12 protein-coding genes are annotated in these 12,843 nt (G+C 69.8%); 5 read left to right on the top strand and 7 right to left on the bottom strand.

Annotated elements, in window-relative coordinates:
- Positions 1-173: 173 nt before the first annotated feature.
- Both QZV84_RS10135 and QZV84_RS10130 read left to right on the top strand, forming a co-directional pair.
- Positions 174-2,384 carry an AAA family ATPase gene (locus QZV84_RS10135; RefSeq protein WP_292829059.1) on the top strand — a complete coding sequence of 737 codons (2,211 nt, stop codon included), beginning with the start codon at positions 174-176 and terminating at the stop codon, positions 2,382-2,384.
- 3 nt (positions 2,385-2,387) lie between these two features.
- A complete protein-coding gene (locus QZV84_RS10130) occupies positions 2,388-3,245 on the top strand; it encodes a UbiA family prenyltransferase (RefSeq protein ID WP_292829057.1) in 858 nt (285 codons plus the stop codon).
- 35 nt (positions 3,246-3,280) lie between these two features.
- Here the strand turns inward: QZV84_RS10130 and QZV84_RS10125 are convergent, their stop codons facing one another.
- The 3 genes from QZV84_RS10125 to QZV84_RS10115 are packed head-to-tail and all read right to left on the bottom strand — an operon-like array spanning position 3,281 to position 6,289.
- Positions 3,281-4,444, bottom strand: a complete 1,164-nt coding sequence (locus QZV84_RS10125; RefSeq protein ID WP_292829055.1) for an NAD(P)/FAD-dependent oxidoreductase — start codon at positions 4,442-4,444, stop codon at positions 3,281-3,283.
- Positions 4,437-5,141, bottom strand: a complete 705-nt coding sequence (locus QZV84_RS10120) for a methyltransferase domain-containing protein (RefSeq protein WP_292829053.1) — start codon at positions 5,139-5,141, stop codon at positions 4,437-4,439. The genes QZV84_RS10125 and QZV84_RS10120 overlap by 8 nt, the downstream gene beginning before the upstream one ends.
- On the bottom strand, positions 5,138-6,289 hold the full coding sequence (locus tag QZV84_RS10115) for a type III polyketide synthase (RefSeq protein WP_292829052.1): 1,152 nt from the start codon (positions 6,287-6,289) through the stop codon (positions 5,138-5,140). Before QZV84_RS10115 ends, QZV84_RS10120 begins: the two co-directional genes overlap by 4 nt.
- 200 nt (positions 6,290-6,489) lie before the next feature.
- Between QZV84_RS10115 and rraA the strand changes: the two genes are divergently transcribed.
- Positions 6,490-6,972: a ribonuclease E activity regulator RraA gene (rraA, locus tag QZV84_RS10110; protein ID WP_292829051.1), complete on the top strand. Its 483-nt coding sequence runs from the start codon at positions 6,490-6,492 to the stop codon at positions 6,970-6,972.
- A 32-nt stretch (positions 6,973-7,004) separates the two neighbouring features.
- On the opposite strand, the gene QZV84_RS10105 is transcribed toward rraA, so the two are convergent.
- Both QZV84_RS10105 and QZV84_RS10100 read right to left on the bottom strand, forming a co-directional pair.
- Positions 7,005-8,114 carry an ABC transporter permease gene (locus QZV84_RS10105; RefSeq protein WP_292829066.1) on the bottom strand — a complete coding sequence of 370 codons (1,110 nt, stop codon included), beginning with the start codon at positions 8,112-8,114 and terminating at the stop codon, positions 7,005-7,007.
- Positions 8,115-8,158: 44 nt separating this feature from the next.
- A complete protein-coding gene (locus tag QZV84_RS10100; RefSeq protein WP_292829049.1) occupies positions 8,159-9,043 on the bottom strand; it encodes an ATP-binding cassette domain-containing protein in 885 nt (294 codons plus the stop codon).
- A 234-nt stretch (positions 9,044-9,277) separates the two neighbouring features.
- Here QZV84_RS10100 and QZV84_RS10095 point away from each other — a divergent pair, with 234 nt between their 5' ends.
- The gene (locus QZV84_RS10095; protein WP_292829047.1) at positions 9,278-10,399 is read left to right on the top strand and encodes a PIG-L family deacetylase; all 1,122 of its coding nucleotides are present in this window, start codon (positions 9,278-9,280) and stop codon (positions 10,397-10,399) included.
- A 43-nt stretch (positions 10,400-10,442) separates the two neighbouring features.
- Here QZV84_RS10095 and QZV84_RS10090 read toward each other — a convergent pair whose 3' ends face one another.
- Positions 10,443-11,282, bottom strand: coding sequence for an exodeoxyribonuclease III (locus QZV84_RS10090; protein ID WP_292829045.1), 840 nt, complete (start codon positions 11,280-11,282; stop codon positions 10,443-10,445).
- A gap of 78 nt (positions 11,283-11,360) precedes the next feature.
- On the bottom strand, positions 11,361-12,113 hold the full coding sequence (locus QZV84_RS10085; protein WP_292829043.1) for a phosphotransferase: 753 nt from the start codon (positions 12,111-12,113) through the stop codon (positions 11,361-11,363).
- A 54-nt stretch (positions 12,114-12,167) separates the two neighbouring features.
- Between QZV84_RS10085 and pyrE the strand changes: the two genes are divergently transcribed.
- Positions 12,168-12,746: an orotate phosphoribosyltransferase gene (gene pyrE / locus QZV84_RS10080; protein ID WP_292829041.1), complete on the top strand. Its 579-nt coding sequence runs from the start codon at positions 12,168-12,170 to the stop codon at positions 12,744-12,746.
- Positions 12,747-12,843: the final 97 nt, after the last annotated feature.

Genomic DNA, 12,843 nt, shown 5'->3' with positions numbered 1-12,843 from the left:
GGATCGGCGAGACGGTCCGTCGCGCATACGCCGACGCGCTCGAGCAGCAGCGGCGCGGGTGAATCCGCAGCTCACGGTCGGACGCCCTTGCCGCGGCATCCACGCCCTGCTAAACTTGAGTCAATCGGGCTCAAGTTTAGTTCGGAGCCGCCACATCAGACTTCAGGAGACACATGAACGCCACGCAGCAGCCGGGGCAGGAGGACCAGCAGAGCGCCCTCGAGCAGTTCGGGATCAACCTCACCGACCGCGCCCGCCAGGGCAAGCTCGACCCCGTGATCGGACGCGACAGCGAGATCCGGCGCGTGAGCCAGGTGCTCACCCGTCGCACCAAGAACAACCCGGTGTTGATCGGCGAGCCCGGCGTCGGCAAGACCGCCGTCGTCGAGGGACTCGCGCAGCGCATCGTCGCCGGGGACGTCGCCGAGTCGCTCAAGGACAAAGAGCTCATCACGCTCGACATCTCGGCCCTCGTGGCCGGTGCGATGTACCGCGGACAATTCGAAGAGCGCCTCAAGTCGGTGCTCAAGGAGATCACCGAGTCCGAGGGCCAGATCATCACGTTCATCGACGAACTGCACGTGCTCATGGGCGCGGGTGGCGGTGAGGGCTCGGTGGCGGCATCCAACATGCTCAAGCCCATGCTCGCCCGCGGTGAGCTGCGCCTGATCGGCGCGACGACGCTCAACGAGTACCGCGAGTTCATCGAGAAGGATGCCGCTCTCGAACGCCGCTTTCAGCAGGTCTACGTAGGTGAGCCCTCCGTGGAGGACACCGTCGCGATCCTCCGCGGACTGAAGGAGCGCTACGAGGCTCACCACAAGGTGGCCATCGCGGATGCCGCGCTGGTGGCCGCGGCATCCCTCAGCAACCGCTACATCCCGAGTCGGCAGCTGCCCGACAAGGCGATCGACCTGATCGATGAGGCCGCCTCGCGCCTGCGCATGGAGATCGACTCCGCGCCCCTCGAGATCGACGAGCTGCGCCGCCACGTCGATCGGCTCAAGCTCGAAGAGCTCGCGCTGAAGAAGGAGAAGGACGCGGCATCGAAGGAGCGTCTCTCCGCCCTGCGCGAGACCCTCGCCAAGGAACAGACTCAGCTTGACGCCCTGCAGCAGCGGTGGGAGCTCGAGCGCGCCTCGCTCAACCGGGTCGGCGACCTCAAGACCAAGCTCGATGCCGCGCGCATGCAGGCCGAGCGCGCTCAGCGCGAGGGCAACCTCGAGAAGGCGTCCCGGCTGCTGTACGCCGAGATCCCGGCGCTGGAGCGTCAGCTGATCGACGCTGAGCGTGAAGAGCCCGCCGGAGACCGCATGGTCAACGACCAGGTCACCGACGAAGACATCGCCGCGGTCATCGCCGCCTGGACCGGCATCCCGGTGGGGCGCCTGCTGCAGGGCGAGACCGAGAAGCTCGTGCACCTCGAGACCGAGCTCGGCAAGCGTCTGATCGGCCAGAAGGAGGCCGTGAAGGCGGTATCCGATGCGGTACGGCGCTCGCGCGCGGGCATCAGCGACCCCGACCGGCCGACCGGGTCATTCCTGTTCCTCGGTCCGACGGGTGTCGGAAAGACCGAGCTCGCGAAGTCGCTCGCCGACTTCCTCTTCGACGACGAGCACGCCATGGTGCGCATCGACATGTCGGAATACGGCGAGAAGCACTCCGTCTCGCGCCTTGTCGGCGCCCCTCCGGGCTACATCGGCTACGAGCAGGGCGGTCAGCTCACCGAGGCTGTGCGCCGCCGCCCGTACAGCGTCGTGCTGCTCGATGAGGTCGAGAAGGCGCACCCCGAAGTGTTCGACGTGCTGTTGCAGGTCATGGACGACGGTCGCCTCACCGACGGCCAGGGTCGCACGGTCGACTTCAAGAACGTGATCCTCGTGCTCACCTCGAACCTGGGTTCGCCGATCCTCATCGACCCGGCCCTGACGCTCGAGCAGAAGCGGGATGCCGTGAACGGGCTGGTCCGCCAGGCCTTCAAGCCCGAGTTCGTCAACCGGCTCGACGACATCGTGATCTTCCAGGCGCTCACCCAGGACGACCTCGCGCAGATCGTCGAGCTCGCGGTGTTCGCTCTGCAGCGCCGGCTCAAGGAACGCAGGCTGACGCTGGCCGTCACTCCGGATGCCCGAGCCTGGCTCTCCGAGCGCGGATACGACCCGGCATTCGGCGCGCGGCCGCTGCGGCGGCTCATCCAGTCCGAGATTCAGGACCGCCTCGCGATGGCGATCCTCTCGGGCGGCGTGCACGACGGCGACCTCGTGCGGGTCGATGTCGCGGCGGACGGCGCGGCCCTCGTGCTCACCAGCAGCGGACCGGCGGCTGTCGCCGACGATGGGGCGGATGACGACGACGTGATCGAGGCAGAGCTGATCGAGGACTGACGGATGCCGGATCCTTCGATCCGGCGGCATCCGCCGGCTGTCAGTGCGCTGTGGCACTCGTCGCACCCCGGACCGAGCGTCGTCGTCACCCTCGTCGCGATCACGCTGGGTGTCGCCTCGGGGCTCGAGCCGTGGCGCATCGCGGTGCTGGGCGCGGCGATCCTGCTCGGCCAGCTCTCGGTCGGGCTCTCGAACGACGCGATCGACGCGCCACGGGACACCGCGACCGGCCGCACCGACAAGCCGATCGCCCGCGGCGATGTGTCGCTGCGAGCGGCGTGGGTCGCGGCATCCGGAGCCGTCGTGCTCGCTCTCGTGCTCTCGTGCGTGCTCGGCTGGGCGATGGGGATCGCGCACGCGATCGCGCTGGCCGCGGCGTGGGCGTACAACGCCGGGCTGAAGTCGACGCCGATCTCGGTGCTGCCGTTCATCGTGAGCTTCGGGCTGCTGCCTTCGCTCGTGACGCTCTCAGCCGATCCGCCGAGTCTGGCCGCGGCGTGGGCGTGGGTCGCCGGCGCGGCGCTCGGAGTCGCGATCCATCTCACGAACGTGCTGCCCGACCTCGAGGACGACGCGCAGACCGGGGTGCGGGGTCTTGCGCACCGGCTCGGACGCCGCCTATCGGCGGTGGTCGCGGCGATGGCGCTCGTCGTGGGAGCGGTGGCGGTGCTGCTCGGACCCGATGCCGGCATCACGGTGTTCGGTGTGATCACGTTCGCCGGGGTGGTGGTGATGGCGGTCGCGGGACTCGTGCTGGCGCTCGTGCGCGCGCCGGGGCGCGGGGTCTTCCGGCTGGTGATGCTCGCGGCACTGTTGTTGTGCGTGCAGCTCGCCGCGACCGGTCAGTCTCTGGTGGCCTGAGGGGTTGTGGTCGACGACCGGAACAGCGGAAGGGCTCAGGGCCCGGCGTCCAAGCCCATCGCATAGGCCCAGGCGAAGCCGCGCCCGAGCGGAGGGGTCAGCATCCCGCGCACGAGTGTGCGACGCACGAAGTCGGCGGCGCCGCCGCGAGGCCGGCCGAGCGCGGTGTTGACCGCGGCGAGCTGCCCGGCGCGCACGGCCGAGCGCACGCGGCGCCGCTCCCACGCGGCGAGCTCGGCCTCGGGCGCGGTGCGCTCGTGCACCCAGCGCGCGAGCAGCGGCGCGAGTCCGATCGCGTCGAGCAGGCCGAGATTCATGCCCTGACCGCCGATCGGGCTCACTTCGTGCGCGGCGTCGCCGATCACGAACAGGCGGCCGCGGCGCAGCTGCGGAGCGCACACCCGGCGGATGCCGAATGCCGTCGCGGTCTGAACCGCGTCGGCGACGGATGCCTCGCCCCGCGCACGCAGGGCCGATTGCAGTCGCTGAACCCGAACCGCGGCCAGGTCCACTGCGGGGTCGCCCGCGGCATCCCAGGCGACGACGCGCCGCAGGGATCCTGGCAGGGGGAAGGACTCGAGCACGCCGCCCGGTGCGAGGTTCACGACCGCGGTGTCGGCATCAGGCCGGTCGGGCACGACGATGTCCGACATCAGGTACCGGTCGGAGTAGGTCGTGGTGGGCACGCGTCCGTCGCGATACACGAGCGCGCGCGAAGGCCACCCGCCGGCGAGCACCACGATCGGCGCGCGGAGGTGCTCCACGGCTCCGTCGGCGGGTCCGCCGTGCCGAGTCACCTCGAGCTCGACGGCCGGCTCGCGCTGACGCACGGCGGTCACCTCGGCGCCGCGCTCGGGCGCGGGCGAGACGGCGGCCAGCACGGCCTCCGTCTCGGCCTGGGGAAGGGTCGCGACGAAGGGGAAGCGGGTCGAGAGCCGGTCGAAGCGCACGATGCCGAGCACGTGCTCGCCCGAGCGTGCCAGCCCGCGCGGCACCCGCAGCGCCCGCTCGAGCAGTCGCTCGGTGATTCCGGACTCCTCGAGCGCCGCCAGCACGGGTGCGTGCACGCCGATCGCGCGGGTGCCGAGACCGGCGCTGGGGCGCCTCTCCAGAACGCGCACATCGACGCCGCGGCGGGACAGCTCGGCCGCCAGCAGCGTACCGACCGGGCCGGCGCCGACGACGACGACGTCAGTCATCGGCGGTGCCGTCGGCGGTCGCCAGCACCCGGAACCACACGGGCTTGTCCACCCGCCACCCATCGCCGAGCACAGCGGCCAGCTCTGCGCCGCGATAGCTGCGGCGGATCGAGCGAAGGCCGTCGGTGCGCAGGAACGTGCCCGGTGCGAACGGCGTGATGCCGATCGTATACAGCGCGTAGGCGATGCGACTGCGTTCGATGTCGCCGTGCAGGACGACGCCCCGCGACAGTCGGCGCGACTGGTCGGCGAACGCATCGAGCTCTTTCGATCCCAGGTGGTGCAGAACATGGTTCGAGACCACCAGGTCGAAGCGCTCGCCGTCGGCGAGCAGCCGCGTGCTGTCTGTGCATTGAAACCTCACGCTCGCGGGAGCGTCACGCTCCGCGGCGACCCCGATCGCCCGCGGGTCAGGGTCGACGCCGACCCACTCGGCTCTCAGCCCGTCGCGCTCGGCGCGCCGAGCCAGGTGGGTGATCACATCTCCCCCGCCGCACCCGAGATCGAGCACGCGGGGTGCGGCCCGGTCGAGCGAAGTCAGATACGGACGGACGCGGGTGCGGTACACCGCCCCCCAGCCCGAGACGAGACGGTTGATCGTGTCGAAGCGGCGCAGCGTGGCGCGCAGCTGCTCCGGATCGCAGTCCGGGTCGTCCATGAGCTCGCGCAGAACGACATCGCGCTCGGCGAGGCTCACCGCGCGCCTGCCAGGTGCCGATCGTGCGGTGGTGCAGAGGCGAGGGCGGCGGTGCGCTTGGTCAGCAGGGCGGACTCGACGGTCAGGCCCGGCCCGAAGGCGAGCCCGGCGATCGTCGCGCCGGGATCGACGGCGTCGTCGTGCAGCATCTCGCGCAGGATGAACATCACCGTCGCGCTCGACATGTTGCCGTAGTCGCGCAGCACCGACCGCGAGGTCGCCAGCGCATCGGGCGCGAGATCGAGTCCGGCCTGAACACGGTCCAGGATGCTGCGCCCACCGGGATGCACCGCCCAGGCCGTCGGCACCGTGTTGCCGAGGAAGGCGTCGACCGCCCCGCGGATCTCGCGGCCGATGATGCGCGGCACCTCGCCGGTGAGCACCATCTCGAAGCCGTCGTCGCCGATCGTCCACGCCATGTCGCTCTCGCCCTGGCTCGTCAGGGTCGTGGCGAACCTCTCGAGATCCAGCCCCGGCCGGTCCGCGTGCGCGGCGGTCACCACGGCCGCTGCCGATCCGTCGGCGAAGACCGACGAGGAGAGGATCTGGTCGGGTGAGCTGCTCGGGCGGATGTGCAGGCTGCACAGTTCGGTGCACACGACGAGCGCGACGGCATCCGGCTGCGCGGCGCAGAACCGTTCCGCCGCCCGCAGTGCGGGAAAGGCGGCCGCACACCCCATGAATCCCAGGTGGTAGCGCTCGGTCGCATCGGACAGCCCGAGATCCCGGACGATGCGGAAATCAGGACCCGGGGCGAAGCATCCGGTGCACGAGGCGGTCACGACGTGCGTGATCGAGGATGCCGCCATCCCGGCCTCATCGAGCGCCATCTGTGCCGCCTGACGTGACAGCTCGGGCGCATGGCGGATGTACTCGGCGTTGCGCACCGCCGTGCCGGGGGCGCGGAGCACACCGCCGGGATCGATGAAGATCCCGTCGCCCCCGGCGCTGCGCTTCTCGGAGACGGCACCGAGCTCGGTCAGCACGGTATGCCGGCGTTCGATCTCGGCCGCATCGAACGTCGCGCGGATCAGCCGCAGGGTCAGGCGATCGGTGCCGGGCTGCTGTGCGAAGAAGTCGCGGATACGATCCTGAGTGATCATCGTCGGCGGTGTGGCAGTGCCGATCGACACGATGCGTGCGGTCATGCTTCACAATAGGCCGCGAACAGCACCTCGGCTAAGGGGTTGCGCGATCAGGCGATGAGGGCTCCGAGACCGCGCCGCGTGTACAACGCAGGACCGATCCGTCGTCGAAGGCGCCGATGCCTTTCGCTGGGCGAAAGAACCGGAATCCTTCCTGCGTTGTGCAGGCCAGCCGGCCGAGAACCCGGCAGTAGCGTAGAGGCATGACGATCGCCACGGCCGACCTGTACGACGAGCGCGGCGAGGAGCTGGACTCCCTCGCGCTGCAGCTGCACGACTTCGGCGGCGTGACCGCGTTCGACGGGCCGATCCGCACCGTGCGATGTGCGCGCGACAACGCCCTCGTCAAAGCGACTCTTGCCACGCCTGGTGCGGGAGCCGTGCTCGTGGTCGACGGCGGTGGGTCGCTCGAGTCGGCCCTGATCGGCGACCTGATCGCAGCCTCTGCCGTGAGGAACGGCTGGGCTGGGGTCATCGTGCACGGGGCGATCCGCGACCGAGATGCCATCCGGGTATTGGCCCTCGGAGTCAAGGCGCTCGGATCGAACCCGCGCAAGAGTGCGAAGGACGGCATCGGCGAGGTCGATGTCGAGGTGGTGATCGCGGGTGTGCGGTTCGCACCTGGCCGGCACGTGTGGGCCGATGCCGACGGCGTGCTCGTCGAGCGACCCCTGGGCAGCGACTGACCGAAATCGCCCGAAGAGATTCCCGGAACGACTCAGCCGCGCAGGGCTTCGCCCAGCCTGACCCGGGCCCCCATCCGAAGCAGCGAGTTCTGATAGATCCTGGCGCCGACCAGGATCGCTCCCACGCACGTGGCGATCAGGATCGCGAGCGAGACCAGGGGTTCCCACCACTGCGCTTCGCCCAGGAACAGGCGCATCGGCATCCCGACGGGTGCTGAGAACGGCACGTACGACATGGTCGCGAGCACCACGGGGTTGTCGTTGAAGAAGGCCACCAGAAAGTACGGGGCCATGATCAGCAGCGTCAGCGGGAAAGTCGTCGAGCCGATGTCCTCCTGACGCGAGACCATCGCGGCGGTCGCGGCGAACAGGGCGGCCAGCAGCACGAATCCGAACAGGAAGAAGACGGCGAACCACAGGATCGGCACCCCCAGGGTCCCGAGCAGCTGGGTCTGGCCGATCACCGACAGGCCGATCACCGAGATCGCGGCCAGAACGAGGATCTGCGCCATCGCGAGCACCGTGTTGCCGATGACCTTGCCGGCCAGCAGCGTTCGCGCGCGGATCGCCGAGATGAGGATTTCGACGACTCTGGTCTGCTTCTCCTCGACGACGCTCTGCGCGATCGTTGATCCGAACAGGCTCGCCGCGGTCAGAAAGACGATGCCGAACCCGATTGCCACGAGGAACCGCAGCGCCTCGTCGGTCTGATCCGGATTCAGCAACTCGACCTGGGGCACCTGGGCGAACAGCAGCAGCAGTCCGGTCGGCGCCGACGAATCGGCGACGATCGTGAAGCCGAACGGCGTGGCCGACGGGTCGCCCACGATCGCCGCCTCGACGGCGCCGTCGGTCACGAGCGTCTCGGCGGCGGCCCGATCGGCGACCTGGGTGATCTCGAGCCCGTCGTTCGCAGGAACGAGGGATGCCGCATCCAAGGTCACCGCGACGGCGGTGCCCGACTGATTCTGCGCCGCGAGGCTGCCGATGACGATGCCCGCCAGCGCGAGCGCGAACAGGATCGCCGTCGAGATCAGGAAAGCCTTGCTGCGCAGCTTGGAGGCGATCTCGCGCCCGGCGACCAGCCATGCTGCGGCGGCCTCGCTGGGTGCCGCGGGCCGCGGGGCGCGCGGGCCGGTCATGCTGGCGCGGCGGGCGCTGGTGTCGGTGCTCGGTCGAACGGTGCTCATCTGATGACCTCTCGGAAGATCTGGGCGAGGGTGGGATGCTGCGGCGCGAAGCTGCCGACATCGCCCCGTGTCACGGCCTCGCGCAGTACGCGCTGCGCGGTCTGTTCGGAGTCGACCTCGAACACGGCGCTGTCGCCGTCGAAGCCGACGATCTGCACGCCTTGCTCGGTCCGCAGCCAGCCTGCGTCTTCGGTCGAGACGAGCTCGTACCGTTTCGTGGAGTGCTGTGCGCGAAGGGCTTCGCGGTCCCCTGCGGCGCGGATCGAGCCCTCCGCGATGATGACGAGGTCATCGCACAGGCGCTCGACCAGATCGAGCTGATGCGAGGAGAACAGCACCGCGGTGCCGGCAGCGGCCCGCTCTTGCAGGACACCGGCGACGGCGTCGACCGCGATGGGGTCCAGGCCCGAGAACGGTTCGTCCAAAATCAGCACATCGGGGTCGTGCACCAGTGCCGCGGCGATCTGCGCGCGCTGCTGGTTGCCCAGCGACAGGGTCTCGACGTTGTCCCCAAGTCGTTCGCCGAGACCCAGACGTTCCAGCAGTGCGGCGGCTGCATCCGCCGCGGCCGACTTGGAGTACCCGTGCAGCCGCGCGAGGTACACGATCTGCTCGAGCACCTTCATCTTCGGATACAGCCCGCGCTCCTCGGGCATGTACCCGAAGCGCCGGCGGTCGTCGGCGCCCAGGGCGGCGCCGTCGAGAGTGACTGTGCCGGCGTCGGCGGTGAGCACACCGAGCACGATGCGCATCGTGGTGGTCTTGCCCGCGCCGTTGCCCCCGACGAAGCCGGTGAGGCGGCCGGGGAGCACGTCGAAGCTCACGTCCGTGAGCACCCGATGGGTGCCGTAGCTCTTATCGAGGTTGCGCAATTGCAGCATGCGCTCCACGCTACGGTCGCGGGGTGGCTCGCGCATCACTCACGACGGAGGTCCACGTGGGTGGGGTGCGCCCAGGGTACTCTCTTTGCGGGAGTTCTTCTGCGTCTGGGGGGCGTCGTGCGTCACGGTGAAGTGAGGTGGGGTGCGCTGTGCGCGTCGCTCGCAATCGCGTTGAGCCTGGCAGGGTGCGCGGGCATCACGGCTCCGGCGGCACAGGCGCCGAGCGGGATGCCGATGCCTGCCGCCACGGAGACGGCGACACCGACTCCGACCGTCACCGAACCGCCTTCGCGCAACAACCTCACGGGCGATCAGATCCTCGCGATGGCGGGGGCGTGCGGGGGTCTCACCGCGGTCGATCCCGCGACACCGGGCCTCCCACTGCGGGATCTGTCGCAGTGGGCCGCCGACGCGATGCAGTATTTCTCCTCGAGTGCCCAGTGCGACCAGCTTCCGGTGATGGTGGCGCGGGATGCCGCGCGCACCGACCCGGAAGGGATGGTGTTCTCGTCGCCCTTGCAGTTCATCGATCCGCCCTGCCCCACCGGCACGGTCGTCTCGTTCTGGGCGCACTACGACGACGATCTGATTTTCGCGAATCCCGCGCTGCAAGACGCGCTCGGCGCCGGCGAGTGCCTGCGCACCTTCTTCTTCACCGAGTCCGACGCGGGTGAAGGCAAGTCCTCGTATGCCACGAACCGGGAGACCGGCCTGCGTGCCGCGTACGACGTGATCCGAGGCGCTTCCGGGTCCTGGACCGATCAAACGGTGATGCTGCGCAGCGGGATCACGCTGACCCTGACCCGCCCAGACGGCGACAGCCGCGTCTCGCTGCTGTTCCTGGGGCTGCCGGACGGCGGGCTGCAGGCCACCGGCTATCCGAAGACCGGTTGGGAGAGCCTGCCCGAACTCGTGACCGGCGAAATCCCCGAAATGCACACGGTCAGTTCCGGACAGACCGTGACCCTCGATCAGCTGCACAGCACCGTGGTGGAGCTTGTGAACAGCTACGGGGCCAGTGAAGTGCTGGCTCATCTGCCGGGTTTCGCCCAGGGGTCCGAGGGCGACCACCCCGATCACCGGTCGGTGGGGCGCATCGTCGCATCGCCGGTGGATGCCGGGCTGATCGACGGCGCGATCGTGCAGTTCGCGCAGGGGTACCCGGTCGCCCAGCGCCCGGCGAACGTCGCGGGCGATCCGCTGTTGCGCAAGTTGAACGCGTTCGCGGTCTACGCCGCTCACGACCCCGTGATCAGCTGCCGGGACTCGGGCGGCTGCCTCAGAGTAAACAGGTTCGGCGATTGGCTGCAGCGTCAGTACGTGATCCCCTATGCGGAGCTCGCCCGCGTCGAATAATCGCCTGCAATCGTCAAGCGATCTTGCGTTCAGCAGGCAACGCTCAGAAGATCATCGGTCTGTCGTCGTCATCAGGACCCTCGAGATCCAGGTCGACGACCACGGGCACGTGGTCGCTGGGCGCCTCGCCCTTGCGCTCGTCGCGATGGATCGTGGCGCCGGTCACCGCGTTCGAGAACGCGTGCGAGCCGAGGATGAAGTCGATGCGCATGCCCTCGTTCTTCACAAAGCGCAGCCGCTTGTAGTCCCAGTACGTGAAGCCGCTCGGCACGAGCGGGCGCACGACGTCGGTGAGACCGGCCGACTCCAGCGCGGCGAAGGCCTCGCGCTCGGGGCCGGACACATGGGTCGAGAAGCCCGGCACGACGGCGGGGTCGCCGTTGTCGGCATCCGTCGGCGCGATGTTGAAGTCGCCGACCAGCGCGAGCGCGAGGTCGGGATCGCCCGCGAGGGTGTCGGCCGCGTACTGCTGCAGCGCACTGAGCCATTCGAGCTTGTAGTAGTAATGCGGGTCTTCGAGGGCGCGCCCGTTCGGGACGTAGAGACTCCACACCCGGATGCCGCCCACGGTCGCCCCGATCGCGCGGGCCTCCTGCGGGGCATCGTCGCCCACGTGGTCCTTTGCGAAGCCGGGCATTCCCGCGAAGGCATACGACACATCGGTGAGGGGTTCACGGCTCGCGATCGCGACGCCGTTCCACTGCGAGAAGCCGTGCGCCTCGACATGGTAGCCGGCGTCCTCGAACTGCTCGAACGGGAACTGCTCCGCCTTGCACTTGATCTCCTGCATCGCCAGCACGTCGACCGACTCGCGCACCGCGAACCCGACGATCCGGTCGACGCGGGCCCGGACGGAGTTGACGTTCCACGTGGCAAGCCGCATGGGATCCAGCCTACGGCGACCCGCCGACGACGCGTTCTCGCAGAGCGCTCTCGGCGGGACGGGAACGGAGACGGCGGGTCAGCCCAGTGCCGCGCGGAGCGCGGGCAGCCGGGCTGTGAAGGCGTCCACCCGTCTTCGCGTGCGCTCAGGCTCGCCGAGCGCCTGGAGCGACAGCATCCCCGGATCCGCCCGCGCGATCCCAGCGGCGATCCGCTCCGACGCGCGCTGCATGCGGTCGGCGATCGCATCGAGCAGTTCCGTCGGTGCGACTCCGCCGTACGCGGTGGCCGCGATCCGCACCCGGCGCGCGGCATCCGTCGTCGGCGTCTCGCGGAAGAGGGGGATGCCGCTCCAGCACAGGAACGCGAGGTCCTCGAGCGGCCAGCCCGGGCCGGCCTGATCCCAGTCGATCAGACCGGCGAACCGGTCGCCGTCGACGATCCAGTTGTAGGCGCCGGTGTCGTTGTGGCAGATCAGCTGGCCCGCCGCGAAGCCGGCGGAGGCCTGACGCCAGGCGCGGGGCCCGGGATCGTACGAGCGCACGGCATCGTGGAACCGCCGCAGCCACCGTGCGGCCTCGGCCAGGATCTGGTCGGGTGCCGACTCCGTGTCGACGGAGATGGTGCGGCCGGGCAGGTACGTGAGGATCTCGCGGCCCTCGTCGTCGAAGCCGAGCACGCGCGGGATGCCGTCGAGCCCGGTCTTCGCGAGATGCGTGAGCAGGTCGTGCACCGCGGGCGTCCACGGCCCGGTCGGGCGGTGGACCGTCGGGCCGTGCACCGGGTCGTCGACCCGCCACACGCCCCCCGAACCGCCCGGCAGATGCTCCACCCGTCGAGGCTATCGCCGGCGGTGCGAGGGGTGCGGCATCCGTAAGCTCGAGGCATGACTGCCGCCAGCACGCCTGAGCTCGAAGCCGACCGCCAGGCCTTGATCGCCCTGATCAAGGACGAGGCCGTGTTCCACGGCGCCTTCACGCTCTCCAGCGGCAAGAAGGCCACGTACTACGTCGACATGCGCAAGCTCACGCTCGATCACCGCGCGGCACCGGCGATCGGGCGCATCATGCTCGACCTTGTCCGCGAGGTCGACGGGGTCGTCGCGGTCGGCGGGCTCACCCTCGGCGCCGACCCCATCGCCAACGCGGTCATGCACGAGTCCGCCCGCTCCGATGCGCCGCTGGACGCGTTCGTCGTGCGCAAGGAGCCCAAGGACCACGGCCGCGGCCGACAGGTCGAGGGAGCCGATGTCGCGGGCAAGCGTGTGGTCGTACTCGAAGACACCTCGACCACGGGTCAGTCCGCGCTCAAGGCCGTCGAGGTGCTGCGCCGCGAGGGTGCCGAGCCGATCGCCGTCGCGGTGATCGTCGACCGCAAGACCGGCGCCCAGGCCGCCGTCGAGGCTGCGGGCCTGCAGTGGCTCGCAGCGATCGACCTGGACGATCTGGGCCTCGCACCCCAGTGATCCGCGGCTGCCTCTGCCGAGAAGGTGCGTGCTGCGCCGAGGAGGTGCGTGCTGCGCCGAGGAGGTGCGTGCTGCGCCGAGGAGGTGCGTGCTGCGC

Source organism: Microbacterium sp. (assembly GCF_011620715.1).
Taxonomy (GTDB): Bacteria; Actinomycetota; Actinomycetes; order Actinomycetales; family Microbacteriaceae; genus Microbacterium.
Note: the sequence above shows the minus strand (reverse complement) of the source record. Positions and strands in the feature narration are given on the sequence as shown.